Origin of the sequence: Tangfeifania diversioriginum (assembly GCF_900141875.1) — a bacterium.
Classification (GTDB): domain Bacteria; phylum Bacteroidota; class Bacteroidia; order Bacteroidales; family Prolixibacteraceae; genus Tangfeifania; species Tangfeifania diversioriginum.
Genome location: NZ_FQZE01000009.1, coordinates 47,204 through 65,891 on the forward strand (window position 1 = coordinate 47,204; position 18,688 = coordinate 65,891).

The 18,688-nt window shown below is 44.3% G+C and carries 11 protein-coding genes; 2 read left to right on the plus strand and 9 right to left on the minus strand.

All coding sequences use genetic code 11. The features are described from left to right. Positions 1-55 precede the first annotated feature (55 nt). Positions 56-3,031 carry a glycosyltransferase family 117 protein gene (locus tag BUC07_RS07590; RefSeq protein ID WP_073168034.1) on the plus strand — a complete coding sequence of 992 codons (2,976 nt, stop codon included), beginning with the start codon at positions 56-58 and terminating at the stop codon, positions 3,029-3,031. Positions 3,032-3,033: 2 nt separating this feature from the next. Here the strand turns inward: BUC07_RS07590 and BUC07_RS07595 are convergent, their stop codons facing one another. From BUC07_RS07595 to BUC07_RS21610, 3 genes are read right to left on the minus strand one after another with little or no spacing between them, the layout of a single operon-like run. After that, positions 3,034-3,411, minus strand: coding sequence for a hypothetical protein (locus BUC07_RS07595; RefSeq protein WP_073168037.1), 378 nt, complete (start codon positions 3,409-3,411; stop codon positions 3,034-3,036). Next, positions 3,395-3,988: an RNA polymerase sigma factor gene (locus tag BUC07_RS07600; protein WP_073168039.1), complete on the minus strand. Its 594-nt coding sequence runs from the start codon at positions 3,986-3,988 to the stop codon at positions 3,395-3,397. Before BUC07_RS07600 ends, BUC07_RS07595 begins: the two co-directional genes overlap by 17 nt. Further along, positions 3,985-4,191, minus strand: coding sequence for a DUF3098 domain-containing protein (locus tag BUC07_RS21610; RefSeq protein ID WP_073168041.1), 207 nt, complete (start codon positions 4,189-4,191; stop codon positions 3,985-3,987). Before BUC07_RS21610 ends, BUC07_RS07600 begins: the two co-directional genes overlap by 4 nt. Before the next feature lie 115 nt (positions 4,192-4,306). On the opposite strand from BUC07_RS21610, the gene mazG reads away from it, so the two are divergent. After that, on the plus strand, positions 4,307-5,116 hold the full coding sequence (mazG, locus tag BUC07_RS07610; RefSeq protein ID WP_073168042.1) for a nucleoside triphosphate pyrophosphohydrolase: 810 nt from the start codon (positions 4,307-4,309) through the stop codon (positions 5,114-5,116). A gap of 297 nt (positions 5,117-5,413) precedes the next feature. Here mazG and nifJ read toward each other — a convergent pair whose 3' ends face one another. From nifJ to BUC07_RS07640, 6 genes are all read right to left on the minus strand, one after another. Then, a complete protein-coding gene (nifJ, locus tag BUC07_RS07615) occupies positions 5,414-8,965 on the minus strand; it encodes a pyruvate:ferredoxin (flavodoxin) oxidoreductase (RefSeq protein WP_073168044.1) in 3,552 nt (1,183 codons plus the stop codon). Positions 8,966-9,013: 48 nt separating this feature from the next. Then, entirely contained in the window at positions 9,014-10,189 is a 1,176-nt protein-coding gene (locus BUC07_RS07620; protein ID WP_073168046.1) for an ATP-binding protein, read from the minus strand. A gap of 216 nt (positions 10,190-10,405) precedes the next feature. Beyond that, complete coding sequence (gene rho / locus BUC07_RS07625; RefSeq protein ID WP_073168048.1) at positions 10,406-12,223, minus strand: transcription termination factor Rho; 1,818 nt, start codon at positions 12,221-12,223, stop codon at positions 10,406-10,408. A gap of 362 nt (positions 12,224-12,585) precedes the next feature. After that, the gene (locus tag BUC07_RS07630) at positions 12,586-13,179 is read right to left on the minus strand and encodes a class I SAM-dependent methyltransferase (RefSeq protein WP_073168050.1); all 594 of its coding nucleotides are present in this window, start codon (positions 13,177-13,179) and stop codon (positions 12,586-12,588) included. Between the two features lie 114 nt (positions 13,180-13,293). Next, positions 13,294-16,221, minus strand: a complete 2,928-nt coding sequence (locus BUC07_RS07635) for an FAD-binding and (Fe-S)-binding domain-containing protein (RefSeq protein WP_245792664.1) — start codon at positions 16,219-16,221, stop codon at positions 13,294-13,296. A gap of 70 nt (positions 16,222-16,291) precedes the next feature. Further along, the gene (locus BUC07_RS07640) at positions 16,292-18,547 is read right to left on the minus strand and encodes an aminotransferase class III-fold pyridoxal phosphate-dependent enzyme (protein ID WP_073168052.1); all 2,256 of its coding nucleotides are present in this window, start codon (positions 18,545-18,547) and stop codon (positions 16,292-16,294) included. Positions 18,548-18,688: the final 141 nt, after the last annotated feature.

The following is an 18,688-nucleotide window of genomic DNA, read 5'->3' on the forward strand; positions in this document are numbered from 1 at the left end:
ATTGCATTTCGGGTTGAACCTTTTCTTCGCGGCGTGTATATCATACCAAAAATTTATGCTGAAAAAATACGATGTTAAACTGACAGGCATACTATTGTTTGTTGCCACACAGGTATTATACATTTCTACATTACAACCGACCACAAGTTTTTGGGATTGCAGCGAGTTTATCCTTTCTGCGTCGAAACTCGAAATCAATCACCCGGCCGGGGCGCCGCTGTACATGCTCGCCGGCCGGTTGTTTTCGCTTCTGTCGATGGGAAATCCCGAAAAAACAGCGTGGGCCATAAATTTAATGTCGGCGTTTTTTAGCGCACTCACCGTATTTTTGCTGTTTCATATTTTGGTGCTGATTATTCGCAAATTTGCCGACAACCGGCTTTTGGTAATTGGCAGCGCGTTGCTCGGTTCAGCAACATTTGCAGTGACTGATTCATTCTGGTTTTCGGCTGTGGAAAGCGAGGTGTACGGACTTTCCATGTTTATGCTCGCAATTTCATTTTGGGCAGCGTTAAAATGGGAACAAGGTTTTGGCAGGCCCGGCAATGAGAAGTGGTTGCTTTTCCTGGCGCTGATTACCGGGCTTGGAATGGGAGTTCATTTGCTCAACCTGCTGGTTTTGCCTTCTGTTGTAATGATTTGGGGCTTTAAAATATGCGGCTACAACACGAAAAATGTCTTACTGTTTTTCAGCGCAGGCAGTGCACTGCTTTTGTTTGTTTTGTATGTTTTAACACCGTTTACTTTGAAATTTCTGGCGTTTTCCGATTATCTTTTTGTGAACCGTTTTCGTTTGCCATTGCATTCCGGCGTGTTGGCGGGCATTGCAGTAATTTTTGGCTTTCTAAGCTTTTTGATTTTCTACTTTAAAAAGAAAACATCAAAAACAGGGGTGGTAATTACTTTTTTGGTGCTTCTTTTTTTAGCCGGATTCTCTGTGTATTCCGTGAATGTGATTCGCTCGTCAGCCAATCCGCCGGTCAATTTTGGACAACCCGATAATATTTATTCGCTGATAAATTACCTGAACCGCGAGCAATATCCAAAGCGGCCACTACTGACCGGCCAAAGTTACAATTCCCCGGTCGTGAGCGCAAATGAACGTTTTTCAAAAAATTATCAGGAGGGGAAATACCGTAAAACCAATCTGGCTCCAACGTATAAATTCGATAAAGCCACAGAAACAATCTTTCCGCGGATGTACAGCCGCGAAGATCGGCATGTGAAGGCCTATAAAAGCTGGATCGATATTAAAGGGAAAAAAGTGAGAACGCACTCCGGCCGCTGGGAAACGTTGGTTGTTCCTACACTTTCCGATAATCTCCGGTTTTTTGTCCGCTACCAACTGGGATACATGTTTGGGCGGTATTTTATGTGGAACTTTGCGGGCCGGCAAAACGATATTCAGGGCGATGGCAGCGCAATGCACGGCAACTGGCTGTCGGGGATAAATTTTATCGACAGCTGGCGGCTTGGCCCTCAGGAAAAATTTCCTGACTGGCTGAAAAACAACAGAGCACAAAATAAATATTTTATTATTCCCCTGGTTTTTGGACTCGTAGGTTTGTTTTTTCATTACAAGACGCACCGCGAAACTTTCTGGATTGTGATGGCGCTTTTTATTTTGGGCGGGCTGGGACTGACAATTTATATTAACGAAATCCCGATTACTCCACGCGAACGCGATTACGTTTTTGTGGTGGCTTTTATGGCTTTTTGTTTTTGGATTGGCATAAGTTTGCCGGCCATCGTTTCTAAATTTGACAAATTCAAGAGGAAAAATTTGTGGATCGGAATTACTTTTTCGTTGCTTTTTTGCGCCGCACCGGTTTTAATGCTCACTCAGAATTTTGACGATCACAACCGTGCAAACCGTTATGCTGCCCGCGATTTTGCCGCGAATATTTTGAATTCGTGCCCCGAAAATGCCATTCTTTTTACAAGTGGAGACAACGATACCTATCCTTTGTTGTATTGCCAGGAAGTGGAAAAATTACGTACCGACGTGCGGATTGTCATTATGCCGTTTTTATCGGCTGACTGGTTTATTGGCGGGTTGCGCGAACCAAAGTACAACGATAGCGGATTGCAAATGATGCTGCCTCAAAGAAAGTACGATTTTGGGAAACTTGATTTCATACCGGTGCTGAACCGCATTCATCGTGACACATCGTGGGAAGAGGGATTGCAGTTTCTGAAAAGTGATAACAAAAAGTCGAAAGTAACACTGAATTCAGGTGAAACAGTCGATTTTCTTCCATCGGACAACTTTTCTTTTCTTGTTTACGATGGTGGAAATGAAGGAGAAATTGACGTTTCGCTGAAAAACAAAAAATACCTGTACAAACACGAACTGGCTTTGTGGGATATTATCAGTTCAAATGCGTTGCAGCGTCCTATTTGTTTTGTGTCGGACCAGGAGGCCGGGAAATACGGATTGCAGGAGCACCTGAAATGCCGCGGTTTTGTTTACCAGGTTGTGCCCGGTAAATTTGAAAAAACCGATATTTTTTCCCTGGGAAATTTTGATGCCGACAAATTGTACGAAAAACTGACGGAAGCATTTCAATGGGGAAATATTTCGAACCCTGCTGTGAATATCGACTGGAATACCCGGCTGAATTTTAATGTTTTCCAGGTGCGGAATGTGTTTAACGAAGTGGCATTCGCTTTGCTGAAAAAAGGCGAAAAAGAAAAAGCGGCCAACCTGATGGAACTTTCACTGGAGCATTTCCCGTTGTCTCAGTTGCCTTACGATATTTTTACCGTTCGGCAGGTTGAAATTTTATACGAAGCGGGGCTGACTGAAGAAGCCGAAGTTTTTATTGCGAATCTGGAAAATGATATCACTCAAACACTCGACTTTTTTCAAACGCTAGACGAATCGCGTCGGGCTGGCGAACAGGAAGAAATACAGCGGCAGCTATATTACCTGAACCGTTTGGCCGTGTTTGCCGCCAAAAACGGAATGGCTGTAAAAAGCAGAAATATGAAACAAAAACTGGAAATGTACCTTCAGTCGTTCAGCTGATTTTATGAATTTTCCGATAAACAGGTATCTGCATTGAATGGCAGCATATTTGCCGAATCGATTTTGAATGGATCGCTTTTAATCATCGTGTCGCAGCCCGGTGCCACAAACTGGTGGTTGCCCGTTTGGTGGTTCATTACCGAAATAAAAAGGACAATAGAAACCAATGCGGCTTTTACCGGAACATTCGACCAGGAAAAAATCCATTTAAAAAATCCGGCAAATGAATTTTGAAACGTGCGGTACGACGCGCTTTTAATCATGAATAAATGTTCCAGTCTTTTCCCAATTCCCGGATCAGCCGAAACATTTTTTGAATCTTCTTCAAAAAGCCGGGTTAAATCATCGTCAGTAAATCCGTTTTTATTCATGGTTTCCATTTATTACAATTCCTTTTTCCGTCATTTTTTTTGATAATTCGAGACGTGCGTAATGCAGCCTCGACTTTACAGTTCCTTTGGGAAGTTCCAGTATTTCTGAAATTTCTTTGATGCTGAAATTTTCTTTGTACCTCAAAATCAAAATTGATTTCTGGTTTTCATCGAGTTGTTCCAGCTCAGCAAATATTTGGGTTATCAAATCCTTTTTATCTTCGTCGCTTTCCGAATCCTGCCCGGCCGAAATTTCTGCAATGTCAGCATCTGACGAGATAATTTTTCTGACTTCCTTTCTCCGGTATTCATTTTTGCACATGTTGTTTGCCACCGAAAAAATCCAGCTCGAAAAACGATAATCGGCGTTGAACAGCTCCGGCTTATGAATAATTTTTACGAAAATATCCTGCAGCAAATCATTCGCCAGTTCGCGGTCGCTGCCAAGCATTCTGAAAAAGTAGTAAAAAAGCCGCTGATGATAACGTGCATACAGCTCGTTAAAAGCCATCTTGTCGCCGTTCCTGATGCGCAACATCAGTTTTTCATCGGTAACTTTTTGTATGTCTTTTTGCGTAAAAATCAATTCTTTTTAAAAATAACGAAGATTAATAATCCATAGGCTGATAAAATGATAACCGGTGCCAGCGTTATTCTTCTGAAACTGAACATTTCTTCACTGAATTCTCCCTGTACTTTTTCAGGCCCTGCCATCAGCAAAAATCCCGCGACAAGTAAAATTAAAACTAATGTGATTGAAAAATATAATTTACGGCTAAAAATTTTCATCTTTACATATTGAATACAGCAATTATCCGGTAATACACGCGAAAAATAAAAGGTTCAATATTTTTGAAGATTTTTTTAGTGTTTTGAACAAACCGGAAATAATCAGAAAAAAATTATGAAATCGAAGACAGAAGAATTTGAAAGACTGCTCGAAATAATGGACGAACTGCGCGAGAAATGTCCCTGGGACAAAAAGCAAACGCTCGAATCGCTGCGAAAACTCACGATTGAAGAAACTTATGAACTGGCAGATGCGATACTGAAAAACGATTTGCAGGAGATAAAAAAAGAATTGGGCGATTTGATGCTGCACATTGTTTTTTATGCAAAAATTGGTTCTGAAAAAGAGGCGTTCGATATGGGTGATGTGCTGAAGGGAATCAACGAAAAGCTGGTTTACCGTCATCCGCATGTTTTTGGCGATGTGGATGTGGACGGTTCGCCTAAAAAAGTGGAAGAAAACTGGGAGGCGCTGAAACTGAAAGAAAAAGGCGGCAACAAACGGGTTTTGGAAGGAGTGCCGGCTGCGATGCCTTCCCTGGTAAAAGCCAACCGTATTCAGGAAAAGGCCAGCGGTGTGGGGTTCGACTGGGAATACAAAGAGCAGGTTTGGGACAAAGTGAAAGAAGAAGTGGATGAACTGGCCCACGAAATTGAACAAGTGGATAAAGATAAAATTGAAGCCGAATTTGGCGACCTGTTTTTTGCAATGGTGAATGCCGCCCGTTTGTATGGCGTAGATCCGGAAGCAGCGCTGGAACGCACCAACCTGAAATTTATGAAACGATTTAATTACCTTGAAAGCAAAACGCTGATGAAAGGAAAAGACCTGCATGAAATGAGCCTCGCGGAGATGGACAAATACTGGGAAGAGGCGAAGAAAGAGGACGCCCCATCACGGCCTTCCCCGAAAGAGAAGGAGTAGGGGCCATTAACAAATAAACGTATTTGATTGCCTGGATTTTTCGATTTGCTCAGAATGATAGCACAAAGAACTTTTGAGGCAGCTTCCTGAAATTTGTAGCGGTTTCCATTTAAGTTTTACAGACACGTTCATTGGGGGCTGATTTAGCAGTTCATCTAATCGAAGTCCGTTGGCGCAAATTTGTAATTTGTGCCTTTAAAATCGGCGATTACAAACCTCGTTCCGGGGCATAAAAAAAAACCGCCTCGCCAGGTGGCGAAGCGGTTTGAATCTATGCTGTGGTTTTTTATGAGCCGTTTATTCTTCTCCTTTTGAAAAATCCATGGCTGCATAGCGCTTGTATGAATTGTAGCGCCATTTGGCATTTTCCTCGGCCGAAGCAAACAGTTCATCAGCTTCTTTCGGGAACGATTTTTTGAGTGAAGTATAACGCACCTCGCCGTTGAGGAACTCTTGGAATTTACTCCAGTCGGGTTCTTTCGAATCGAGCTGGAACGGGTTTTTACCTTCATTTTCCAACAGCGGGTTGTAGCGGAACAGTGACCAGTAACCCGATTTAACCGCTTTTTTCTCCTCTTCCTGCGTACGCCCCATGCTTGACCTCAAGCCGTGGTTAATACACGGTGCGTATGCAATGATGATTGACGGGCCAGGGTAAGCTTCGGCTTCTTTCACTGCTTTCAGGTATTGCGTTTGGCTGGCGCCCATGGCAACCTGTGCAATGTAAACATATCCGTAAGTCATGAGCATGGCGCCCAGGTCTTTTTTACGGATTTTTTTACCCGAAGCCGCAAACTTGGCCACTGCTCCAACGGGGGTCGATTTCGATGACTGACCTCCGGTGTTGGAATATACTTCGGTGTCCATTACCAGCACATTTACATCTTCGCCACTGGCCATTACGTGGTCGAGGCCACCAAAGCCAATATCGTATGCCCAGCCATCGCCGCCAAATACCCAGATAGATTTTTTCACCAGGTACTGTTTCAGTTGCAGGATTTCTTTGGCATAATCGCTCTTGCTTTTTTCAATTACTTCGAGCACTTTTTCCGAAGCAGTTACCGAACCGTCGGCGTTGTCTTTATTTTCGAGCCAAAGGTTGAATACTTCTTTTTCGGAGTCCGATGCGCCGTTGTTAACCGCGTTGGTCATGATGTCGGCAATGCGGTTGCGCTGTGCAGAAACTCCTTCAGAAAAACCAAAACCATACTCGGCATTGTCTTCGAACAGCGAGTTGGCCCATGCCGGACCGTGGCCCGAGTCTTTATTTTTGCAGTAAGGAGTTGACGGTGCCGAACCTCCGTAAATTGACGAACATCCGGTAGCGTTAGCCACCATCATGCGTTCGCCGAAAAGTTGGGTAATGAGTTTAATGTAAGGTGTTTCTCCACAACCTGCGCAGGCACCCGAGAATTCAAACAGGGGTTGTGCAAACTGTGAATTTTTAACTGATTTGGTTTTATCCACCACTTTTTCTTTCAACGAAACTTCGTTCACCATGTAGTCCCAGCGCTCAATTTGGTCGCGTTGTGTGTCCAGTGGTTTCATAATGAGTGATTTCTCTTTCGATGGACATACGTCAACACAGTTGTCGCAGCCTGTACAATCGAGCGCGCTCACCTGGATACGGTAATTTAAGCCGTTGAACAGTTTCGATGGGGTCGCTACCCTGGTTTCGGTACCTTCGGGTGCGGCTTCCACTTCCTCGTCGGTTAACAAAAATGGACGGATACAGCCGTGCGGACAAACATAGGCACACTGGTTACACTGAATACAGTTTTCAGCCTGCCATTCGGGAACGTTCACAGCGGTTCCCCGTTTTTCGTAAGCGGCAGTTCCGGCTTCAAAGGTGCCGTCTTCGGCCCCGTTAAATGTAGAAACAGGAAGATCGTCGCCCTTCTGCTGATTGATGGTATCCACCACTTTTACAATGTATTCCGGGCGGGAAGAAGTGCCATTGGTGTCTTTTAGTTCAATGTTTTTCCACTCTTTCGGAATTTCGACCTTGTGCACGTTTTTACCACCGGCCTCAACGGCGGCAAAGTTCATATTTACAACTTGTTCACCTTTTCTGCCGTACGATTTTACAATGGCTTTTTTCATTTCGTCAACAGCCATTTCGTATGGAATTACTTCGGTAATTTTGAAGAAAGCCGACTGCATAATCGTGTTGGTACGGGTTCCCAAGCCAATCTCTTCACCCAGTTTGGTGCCGTTGATAATGTAGAGTTTGATATCGTTTTCGGCCATGTACTTCTTCATGTGGTCGGGCAGGCGTTTTTTAGTTTCCTCTTCATCCCAGATGGAGTTCAGCAGGAACGAGCCACCTTTTTTTAATCCTTTTAGCATGTCGTACATATTGATGTATGCAGGAACATGGCAGGCCACAAAGTCGGGTGTGGTAACCAGGTAAGTGGAGCGGATGGTTTTATCGCCAAAACGTAGGTGCGAACAGGTGAAACCTCCCGATTTTTTCGAGTCGTACTGGAAATATCCCTGGCACGATTTGTCAGTGGCATCGCCAATAATTTTAATGGAGTTTTTGTTGGCACCCACTGTACCGTCGGACCCCAGTCCGTAAAATTTAGCCTGGTAAGTTCCTTTGGGTGTCATGTCCACTTCTTCTTTTTGCGGCAGCGATTTAAATGTTACATCATCCACAATGCCGATGGTGAAATCATTTTTCGGCTCTTTCATTTCCAGGTTTTCGTAAACTGCCAGAATCTGCGATGGAGTGGTGTCTTTAGAGCCCAGTCCGTAACGGCCTCCAACTACAAGCGGGGCATTTTCTTTTCCGTAGAAAGTAGTTTTTATATCCTGGTAAAGTGGTTCACCGGCCGATCCGGGTTCTTTCGAACGGTCGAGCACAGCAATGCGCTTAACTGTGTCGGGTAACGCTTTCATTAAATATTTCACTGAAAACGGACGGAACATGTGAACGGCAATCATTCCTACTTTTTTCCCTTGTGCGCTCATGTAGTCGATGGTTTCGCGAATGGTTTCGGTAACCGAGCCCATGGCCATAATTATATTTTCGGCTTCCGGGTCGCCGTAGTAGCTGAATGGTTCGTATTTGCGGCCTGTAATTTTGCTGACTTCTTTCATGTAGTGCGCTACAATATCAGGTACCGCATCGTAATATTTGTTGGCCGATTCTTTGGCCTGGAAGAAGATGTCAGGGTTTTGTGCTGTACCGCGGGTTACCGGATGTTCCGGGTTCAGGGCGCGGTTGCGGAATTCCTTCAGGGCTTCCTGATCCACCAGCGGTTTCATGTCTTCCATGTCGATGGCTTCAATTTTCTGAATTTCGTGTGATGTGCGGAACCCGTCGAAGAAAGCCAGGAAAGGTACCCTCGATTTGATAGTTGCCAGGTGGGCAACCCCTGCCAGGTCCATCTCTTCCTGTACCGACCCGGAAGCAATCATTGCAAATCCGGTTTGGCGGGCAGCGTAAATATCGCTGTGATCGCCAAAAATGGAGAGTGCATGTCCGGCCAGGGCGCGTGCGCTAACGTGGAAAACGGTAGGCAAGAGTTCGCCGGCTATTTTGTACATGTTGGGGATCATCAGCAGCAATCCCTGCGAAGCTGTGTATGTACTGGTAAGTGCACCCGACTGGGCAGCTCCGTGAACTGCTCCCGATGCGCCGCCTTCGCTTTGCAATTCTGCCAGGCGAACAGGACGGTTAAACATATTCTTTTTACCGTTTGCTGCCCACTCGTCAACATATTCGGCCATAGTGGACGATGGGGTAATAGGGTAGATGCATGCTACCTCGCTGAACATGTAACTCATATACGATGCAGCGTAGTTGCCGTCACATGTGATGAATTTTTTTTGTTTTGTCATGGTATTTCTCCTTTTATTGCAAAAATTAATATTTCGTTAGTTGAATTTTCAGTATAAAAAACCAAACAGCCAGAGTGGTATTTTATTTTCCCGGCCTGTCTCAATCATGTCGGCTGCTGAATAAAAATTTTTCCCCGGTTCTGTTTTGCGCCCTCCAACTTTAAAATGATATTTTTCATTCACCTGGAAGTCAGCTTTTTCTGAGCTTTTTACGGTTAAGTTGTAGGCAAGCTGATTGCAAAAGAACGTATGTCGTAAGTTCAAATTATCAGTATTGTTAGGTGCTATAGCATACAGCAGATTGGTATTATGCATATATATTTTATCCGGTTTTTTCATCTCGTCTTCATCGTTGTTGGAATAGAGCAAATGAATTAACCTGGCATTTTTCAGGTAGCGTAGGTAATTCATTACCGTTGCACGCGATGTTTCAATTGCAGCTGCCAATTTACTCACATTTGGCGAAAAAGGAGTTTCTGTGGCTATGATATGCAACAGTTTTCTGAGTTTTGAGAGGTATTTTAATTCGATTTGATTGATGTATGGCACATCAATTTCGAGGGCCAGGTTAATATGTTTAAGAAGGCGGTTGGTATAAAAATTCGGATTATCGATAAAATAGGGAAAGAAACCATTTTTCAGGTAGTCGCTGAAATGGGCCAGGGGCCTGACTTTCGATACAATTTCTTTGGCAATTTCAACATGGTTTTTCAGTATTTCCTCAAAAGTGTAAACCGGGAAACTGATACCTGTTACATGGTTGAGGTATTCACGAAAAGAGAGCCCTTCGAGGTGATAAACATTTGCAATGCCTTTCAGGTCAGGGTTTTCTTCCGTAATTCTCAATACGGGCGATGAAGTAAATATTACTTTCAGCCCGGGAAATTCATCGTGGCAGCGGCGCAGTTCTCCCGACCAGTCAGTGTATTTCTGAATCTGGTCCAGCATCAAAACCTTTCCGCCTTTTTTTACAAACTCGTCGGCAAAAGAAACGATGGTTCGTTTGGTGAAATAAAAATTATTCAGGTTTACGTAAAGCACGCCCTTGTCGTCCGGGTAGTTTTGCCTGGTATAATCGAGCAAAAAGGTAGTTTTGCCAACGCCGCGGAAGCCTTTAATGCAGATTAGCTTTTGGTTCCAGTCAATGCTTTTTTGCAGCTCCCTTTTTAGCGTAGGGGTAGTACTTTCGAGTAATTTGTTATGTATAAATTGAAAATATTCCAAGACTTACTTTTTTACAAAAATAACAGTTTTTGGCTTAAATTGTAATGTGTAGATGTCAAAAATGATATTTTTATGCAATTTATATCTGTTAAAAATAACGATTGATTTTAATGTCGCTCTGACGTTTTAACAGAAGAAATGAATTTTAGATTGAAGCAAAAAAAAGCAGGTCGTTTTGTGACCTGCTTTGTAAGTGTATATTTTTTTGTGCTATTGTTAGCTGTCGTTCATCGATGCCAGGAATTCTGCAATGGAGTTGGAACGCATCAGTCGGGTTCTCATAAAGTCCATGGCTTCCATTGAGTTCATATCGCCGAGGTAGTTGCGTAAAATCCAGAGTTTGTTGAGCATTTCTTTGGGCAGCAGCAAATCTTCGCGGCGGGTGCTTGAGGCGGGAATATCGAGCGACGGGAATATTCGTTTGTTCGATAATTTGCGGTCAAGTTGCAGCTCCATGTTGCCGGTACCTTTAAATTCCTCGAAAATAACATCGTCCATCTTCGAACCGGTTTCGGTGAGGGCTGTGGCCAAAATAGTAAGCGAGCCACCTTCTTCAATATTACGTGCAGCACCGAAGAAGCGTTTGGGTTTGTGCAATGCATTGGCATCAACACCACCCGAAAGCACTTTGCCGGATGCCGGCTGAACCGTGTTGTACGCACGTGCCAGTCGGGTAATGGAATCGAGCAGAATTACCACATCGTGGCCGCACTCAACCATTCTTTTGGCTTTTTCAAGCACGATGTTGGCTACCCTCACGTGTTTGTCTGCCGGTTCGTCGAATGTGGAGGCGATTACTTCGGCATCTACGCTGCGTGCCATATCAGTAACTTCTTCAGGACGTTCGTCAACCAGTAACACAATCATATAAGTTTCTGGGTGATTGGCAGCAATGGCATTGGCAATTTCTTTCAGCAATACGGTTTTACCGGTTTTGGGCTGCGCCACAATCAAACCACGCTGGCCTTTTCCAATCGGGGCAAACATGTCCACAATACGTGTGGAAATATTGTCGTGCCCGTTTCCGGTGAGTTGGAATTTTTTTTCCGGGAATAGCGGGGTAAGGTGGTCGAATGGAACGCGGTCGCGGATAAACTGCGGGGTGCGGCCGTTAATTTCGAGCACTTTAATGAGCGGAAAATATTTTTCGCCTTCTTTTGGTGGGCGAATTGTTCCTTCTACGGTGTCGCCTGTTTTTAATCCAAACAGTTTAATCTGCGATTGTGAAACGTAAATATCGTCGGGCGAATTCAGGTAGTTGTAATCGGAAGAACGAAGGAACCCATAACCGTCCTGGAGGATTTCCAGCACTCCGGTATTGGTAACAATTCCGTCGAATTCGTAATACTTGTTGTTTCCGTTTCGCTGCTGATGCTTGTTCTGGTCGCGGTTATCTTTTCTGTGAATTTTCTTTTTTTCCTGATCTTTATTTTCCTGTGGCGGCCGGTTATCCTGTTTTTCCCGGGCATTGTTTTCTTCCTCCGGGGCGTCCGCTTTTTCCTGTTTTTTCGGCTTTGCTTTTTCTTCGTGTTTTTTAGCTTTGGCAGCGGCTTTTTCTTCCTGTTCTTTTAATTTTTGTTTGGCAGCTTCTTCGGGGTTTTTCGTTTTTTCCAGGTTGAAGTTCTGGATTATCGCTTTTATCTGATCCTGTCGCGATTGTTTTATTTCGGGTTTTTGCGGTTCTTCCTTTTTGCTGCCGGGTTCAATTCGCTGGCGTTTTAATACAGGTTCCACCCTGTCGCGGCGCGGACGTCTCCCGCGGCGCTGCTGCTGGTCATCCTGCTGGTTGTCCTGCTGCTGGCTGTTGTCCTGCTTCTTTCGCAAAAAACCTTTTCGCGGGCGGTCTTCTTTATTCTGTTCTTTCGAAGTTGATTTCTGTTCTTTCTTTTCGGCTTCCTGAACAGCTTGTGTGTCTAATATCTTGTATATTAGATCTTGTTTCTTGTATGATTCTACGCGTTTGATTTTTAGTTCTTTGGCAATCTCACGCAGCTCGGGCACGAGCTTTTTGTTCAATTCTAAAATATCGTACATTGGTGTAATATTAATATTCTCTTATCCTGTTAAATTGTTTTTTTGATAATTTATTTGGAACAAATAAAGTGGAGACGAGAATTAGTTGAAATTCGGTTGCAATTATAGTAATTACTTGCTACATACCAAAAATTAACTTCTGTTTTTTTAATTTTCGTCCCGCAATCTTAAGTTATTTAATTCAATATAATTGTTGTTTGTAAAAATATGTTTAAACGACTGGCAACATGAGTTTTTAGTCAGTAATGCCGTAGTCTCAATATTATTTTTACGCCTGTGCGTTTAAAAAAGTTATTTTTTAATGGTGTACATTTATTTGATAACGGATGAAATGATAAATTATTCCGCAAATATAGCGAATATTATTTTCTTCCCCAAACCTGTATAACCGAGGCTGTTCCGTTGTGAAAAATGCCTTCGGCAAGCTCAATTTGCTTTTCGGTGGTTGTTAAATGGGAAAACGATTGAAAATCGGACCGGATTTCCTGCAGGGAAAAGAGCATGGCCTCGTTGCGGGGGCCTCCGGTATTGTAGTTGATTTGTTTTTTTGAGAACCCTTCGAGGATAAGCTTACCGCCCGGTTTCAGGAACGTGGCTAATTTGCGGTGGATTTGCTCTCTTTTCAGCGGGTGCAAATGGGCATAAATAAGCACAATGCAATCGAAACTTTCTTCCGGGAAACTCACATTTTCATAATCAACGGTGTGGTAATCAACGGAAACTCCATTTAGTACAGCCAGTCGTTCGGCTTTATTGCGAGCTTCAATGCTGGCATCGAACGCTGTTACCTGCCAGCCGTTTGTGGCTGCATGCACTGCATTACGTCCTTCGCCCTCTGCCGGAAACAATATTTTGCCCGGTGGCAGTTGTTCTATTTGCTCCCTGGAAAAATGGTTGGGCTCCGTTCCGTAAACATATTTTTCTACCGCATATCGTTCGTTCCAGAATTCAGTCATACTGCTATTTTTATACCCTTCAAACAATAATGCTGAAAAGAGGTTCAAGACATGTGGTTAAGATGACGGATGAGTCTTTTTTTTATAATCGGATGTACTTTCTGTTTAGTATCTTTAATTTTCCAGCGCTTCATAGAGCACTTCAACCGGGTGTTTAGCTGTTTTTCCTGTGCCGTCTTTTATGTGGTGGCGGCACGAGGTGCCGGGCGCTGAAATGATGACTTCCTCTTCTGCCTGGCGCACGGCCGGGAAAAGCACCATTTCCCCGATTTTCATGGACAGATCGTAATGTTCTTTTTCGTAACCAAAGGAACCGGCCATTCCGCAACAACCCGATGGGACCTCTTTTACCGAATAATTTTTGGGCAGCGAAAGCATCTTTTTTGTGGGTTCAGTGCTGGCTACTGCTTTTTGCTGACAGTGTCCGTGCAGCAATACCTGTTTTTTTGCGGTTGAAAATTCCGATGTATCAATGTTTCCTTTATCCATCTCTTCTGATATAAATTCTTCAAAGAGCAATGCATGTTGTCCCAGCTTTTTGGCAAAGGGTTGTAAATTTTCATCCACAAGATCGGGGTACTCGTCGCGGAAAGCCAGGATGGCCGATGGTTCGATGCCGATTAGCGGCGTCTCTTCTGAAATAATATCTTTGAGAAGCTCAACATTTTCGGTAGCTATTTTTTTGGAAGTCCGCACCAGGCCTTTCGACAGGAACGTGCGGCCGCTCTCTTTATGCACCGGGATTTTTACCTCGTAGCCCAGCCGCGTGAGCAGCAAAATGGCTTTAATTCCAATGTCGCTCTCGTTGTAGTTGGTAAACTCGTCGTTGAAAAGGTAAATTTTGCCTTTGATTTCCTTCTCGGGATGCGGGATACCCTGCGCTGTGCGGCGGTTCAGGGTAATGTTGGAAAGGGAAGGCAGGTTGCGCTGTGGTGCAATCCCAATGATTTTTTTCAACAAAGTGGTTTTCATCATAAAATTGGATATCGGGCGAACCAGCATTGCCAATTGGTTGAGGCGGGGCAGGTAGGCCACCAATCGCGAGCGCAGCGGAATGCCGTGCACATCATAATAGTGCTGCAAAAATTCAGCTTTCAGTTTGGCCATATCCACATTCGACGGGCATTCACTTTTACAGGCTTTGCACGAAATGCAGAGGTCGAGGATGTTGTATATTTCTTTTTGGTCGAAGGCGTTTCCATTTTTGGGCGAATAGAAAAATTCCCGAAGAATGTTGGCCCGTCCTCGGGTGCTTTTGTCTTCGTCGCGCGTGGCCATAAAAGTGGGGCACATGGTTCCGCCAATCATCTCGCTTTTGCGGCAGTCGCCCGAGCCGTTGCATTTTTCAATGCTGCGGATATAACCTTTGTTTTTAGAGAAATTGAAATAGGTATCTGATTCAGGAATCTCTTTTCCGGGAGTTACCCGCAGGTTTTCGGTTATGGGTGGTGTATCGGTAATTTTGCCGGGATTGAAAATGTGGTGTGGGTCCCACGTTTTTTTCAGGTTTTTTAACAGCTCGTAGTTATGTTCGCCCAACATGAAAGGAATGAATTTTCCGCGTGCACGTCCGTCACCGTGCTCGCCGCTCATGGATCCGCGGTATTTTTTCACCAGTGCCGCGGTTTCGTTCATCAGCGTGTCGAAACGTTTTACATCTTCCGGGTCTTTAAAATTGATGAGCGGCCGGAAATGGATTTCACCGGTGGCAATGTGTGCATAAAACACGCTTGACAATCCCAGTTTTTCGAGTGCTTTTTTGATGTCGGCCACGTAATCGGGCAACCGGTCGGGCGCCACGGCGGTGTCTTCAATTCCGGGAACTCCTTTGCGGTCGCCGGGAATATTGGCCAGCAGCCCGAGCCCGGCAGTGCGCAGTGCCCATACCCGTTTAATTTTATCATCGCCGGTAACCAGCGGGAAGTGGTAGCCGAGACCGGCATCCCGGAAATCTTTTTCCAGCTCAGCGGCTTTGTTTTGCAGTTCCTCTTCCGTTTCAAACGAAAATTCAATCATGAGCATGGCACCCGGATCGCCTTTCACGAAAAAGCGGTTTTTGCGCTGCTCGATGTTTTGTTTGGCAGCCTGCATCACAGTGTCGTCCATCAGTTCTATGGCCGTGGGCTGGTGCTTCAATGCAATCAAATTCCCCTGCAGCGATTCTTCCAGCGTATCAAAATGGGCACATACCAAACCTTTATGTTTGGGCGGCAGCGGAATAATGTTCAGCTTAATCCGGTGCGAAAAAGCGAGTGTGCCTTCTGAACCGGCCAGCAGCTTGCAAAAATTGAACTGTGATTCACCGTTGGAAAATATTTCTGAGTTGAGTAGCGCATCGATGGCATAGCCCATATTGCGGCGGGTGAGTTTCGGATCGGGAAATTTTTCGCGGATTTCTTTTTGATTGTCCGGATCGGAAAGCATCTCATGAATATTTTGATAGATGGCTTTCTCGAGTTGGTTGGGGTTTCCGTTCAGCTTTCTCTGAAACTCTTTTTTTGAAAGCGATTTGAAGGTGGTTTCCGACCCATCGGAAAGAACGGCATCCACTTCGAGGATGTGTTCGCGCACGCTGCCGTAAACCAGTGAGTGCAAACCGCAGGAGTTGTTGCCCAGCATGCCGCCAATAACACAGCGGTTGGCGGTGGATGTTTCGGGGCCAAACTGCAAATTGTATTTGGCCAGAATCTGGTTCAGCTCAGCCAAAACTACTCCCGGTTCAACAATTACATATTTTTCATCCACGTTCAGTTCGAGGATTTTATTCATGTATTTTGAAATATCCACCACAATTCCTGGGCCCACCACCTGGCCGGCCAATGACGTACCTCCGCCGCGGGGAATGATAGAAGTGCCGTTTTCGCGGGCAAAAGCAATTATTTTTTTGATGTCCTCTTTGTTTTTTGGGCGCGTAACGGCCAGCGGCAATTCTTTATATTGCGAAGCATCGGTGGAGTAGAGGACACGTTGCACGTTGTCGGCAAACAGGTCGCCTTCGAGTTGGGTTTTTAGCTGGTTGAAATCGGGTTGCATACGGTTCATATTTAAGTTCAGTAAAAATAGAAGTTTCGTTGGTTTGGCGCAAATAATGACGATAGGAGAGTTGTTTATTTTATTTTTCTTTCAATATTCTTTCAACTGCTAAAATTACTTCATCCACATTTTCTTTAGAAAAACACAACGGTGGTTTCGATTTGATGACATTGTCGAACGGGCCGTCGGTGCTCACGAGTACAAATTTTTCGCGCAGTTCGTTTTTTACTTTTTGTGCCAGTTCAGTGTCCGGTTCCAGTGTAATGCGGTCTTTCACAAATTCAAAACCGATAAATAGCCCTGAACCGCGCACATCGCCAATGCGCTCATTTTTTTGCTGAAGTTCTGTCAATTTTTGCAGGTAGTAATCGCCCACTTTTTTTGCATTTTGCTGCAAATGTTCTTCTGCCAGAACATCGAGTACTGCTTGTCCGATGGAGCACGAAACGGGGTTGCCACCAAAGGAACTGAAAAATTCCATGCCGTTGTTGAACGCTTCTGCAATTTCGTCGGTGCAAATCATTGCGGCCATCGGATGGCCGTTTCCCATGGGTTTCCCAAGAATGACCATATCGGGAACAACGCCGTGCATTTCAAATCCCCAGAAATAATTTCCCAGCCGTCCGAAGCCGGTTTGTACTTCGTCGGAAATGCAAATCCCTCCCAGCGTTCTGATTTCTGTGTAAATTTCTTTTAAATACCCTTTTGCTAGTGGTACTTGCCCGCCGCAGCCCACAATGGGTTCGGCAATAAATGCAGCTGGTTTTTCTTTTTCGTTTTGAATATGCTGAATGGCTTGTTTGGCAAAGAAAACGCCGGCATTTTCAAACCGAAATTCACCGCGGTAAACGTCTGGAATGGGCAGGCAAATCACATTTTCTGATGCGCCCTGTCCACCTTTCCCACTGAATTTGTAGTGGCTGATTTCAATGCCGGCCTGCGTATTTCCATGGTAACCGTGTTCCACAACTGCCACTTTTTTTCGGCCGGTAAAATGGCGTGCCATGCGCAATGCCAAATCAGTTGCCGCACTGCCCGAGTTCACCAGGAAAACTTTGTTAAGCGGTTTTGGGAAACAACTTAAAAGATTTGCAGTGTATTCATTCAAATTATCGTAAAGGTAGCGGGTGTTGGTGTTGAGCCGTGCCATCTGTTTTTGCCCGGCTTCCACCACCAGCGGGTGCGAATGCCCCACATGCGGGATGTTGTTGTAGGCATCGAGGTAGCTGTTTCCGTATTTGTCGAACATGTACTGGAAAGCAGCCCGCTCCATGTAAACGGGTTTTTTGTAACTGACGGAAAAAATGGAGCTGACTGATTTCAGCCGCTCCGATTTGACTTCATTTTCAGATTTTTCAGCGGGTATGGAAAATCTGGCTGCTTTTCGGAATTCGTTGCGCGCATGAACCGGGTTAATTTTTACCCATTTGTGCAGCAGGTCCCAGGCTGGTTTTTCGCTGATGGCAATGTACTTATTTTCGGGTTGACGGATTTTTTCGAAAGCCGAATGGCACACACTCATGCACAACCGCGCTGCAATGAGCCAGTAGAGTAAATCAACTTCTCTTTCCTGAAGCGGGAAAATTTCATGATATCCCGTAATTATGGACAGTGCCCATTCCACCGGATTTTCTTTTCCCATAACAGCGTAAGTAATTCCAATGGCCAGTTCGTTGATGAGCTGCGAGTAACACATGTCGCCAAAATCGATGATTCCCGAAACTGCTTCGTTTTGTACGAGCACATTGCGATCGTTGGCATCGCCGTGAATAACGGATTTTCGCATGTTGTGCAATTCATGCAGCACATTTTCGCGGTATTGCAACAAAAAATAGTCAACCAGTTTGCGGTTTTCCGGAATTAAGATGAAGTGTCTTTTTTGCTGAACTACTTCAAGGAAATGTTGCAGGTCCCATTCCGAATGGCGGGCTTCAATGACATAATCCTGATAGTTGCGCAGGTGCAAATTTAGTTTGGCCAGAAATTTTCCAAACGATTCAACCAATTTGGATGTGTGTTTTACTTCAAACCAAAAATCGCCATCGAGCCAGGTGAGTAACCTGAAAATGTTTCGTTTTTTAGCATCATACGAAAAAGTTTGGGCTCCTTTGGTTAAAACCGGGAACGGAAAAGTGTCTTCGGCTTTTTTGTTTAGCCACAGCAGCAACCTGTTTTCAGCTTCTGCCCAATTAGCCAAATGCTTTTCATTCGGGTACATTTTCAGAATGTATTTTTTTTCGCTGTCTTCTATTTTAAAGTTGGAATTACTGTAACCTTCAATCTGTTTTATTTTAGGTGCTTTAAGGTTCCAGTTTTTTGTTAGGAATTGTTCCATGGTTTTCAGTTTTTACCTTTTCAAAAATATAAATGTTTTACTGATAGTCAATTGAAATTTGAGTTGGATTTAATTGTGATTATTGTGCTGTTTTTAAGCATATTTATTTGTGATTATTGTCAGTTGATTAGTGTGTTGCAT

Bases quoted from the DNA above. Each gene is read 5' to 3' on its own strand.
- BUC07_RS07630 (WP_073168050.1), bottom strand. From the start codon at position 13,179: ATGACTGAATTCTGGAACGAACGATATGCGGTAGAAAAATATGTTTAC.
- BUC07_RS07595 (WP_073168037.1), bottom strand. From the start codon at position 3,411: ATGGAAACCATGAATAAAAACGGATTTACTGACGATGATTTAACCCGG.
- BUC07_RS07635 (WP_245792664.1), bottom strand. From the start codon at position 16,221: ATGAACCGTATGCAACCCGATTTCAACCAGCTAAAAACCCAACTCGAA.
- rho (WP_073168048.1), bottom strand. From the start codon at position 12,223: ATGTACGATATTTTAGAATTGAACAAAAAGCTCGTGCCCGAGCTGCGT.
- nifJ (WP_073168044.1), bottom strand. From the start codon at position 8,965: ATGACAAAACAAAAAAAATTCATCACATGTGACGGCAACTACGCTGCA.
- BUC07_RS07640 (WP_073168052.1), bottom strand. From the start codon at position 18,547: ATGGAACAATTCCTAACAAAAAACTGGAACCTTAAAGCACCTAAAATA.
- mazG (WP_073168042.1), top strand. From the start codon at position 4,307: ATGAAATCGAAGACAGAAGAATTTGAAAGACTGCTCGAAATAATGGAC.
- BUC07_RS21610 (WP_073168041.1), bottom strand. From the start codon at position 4,191: ATGAAAATTTTTAGCCGTAAATTATATTTTTCAATCACATTAGTTTTA.
- BUC07_RS07590 (WP_073168034.1), top strand. From the start codon at position 56: ATGCTGAAAAAATACGATGTTAAACTGACAGGCATACTATTGTTTGTT.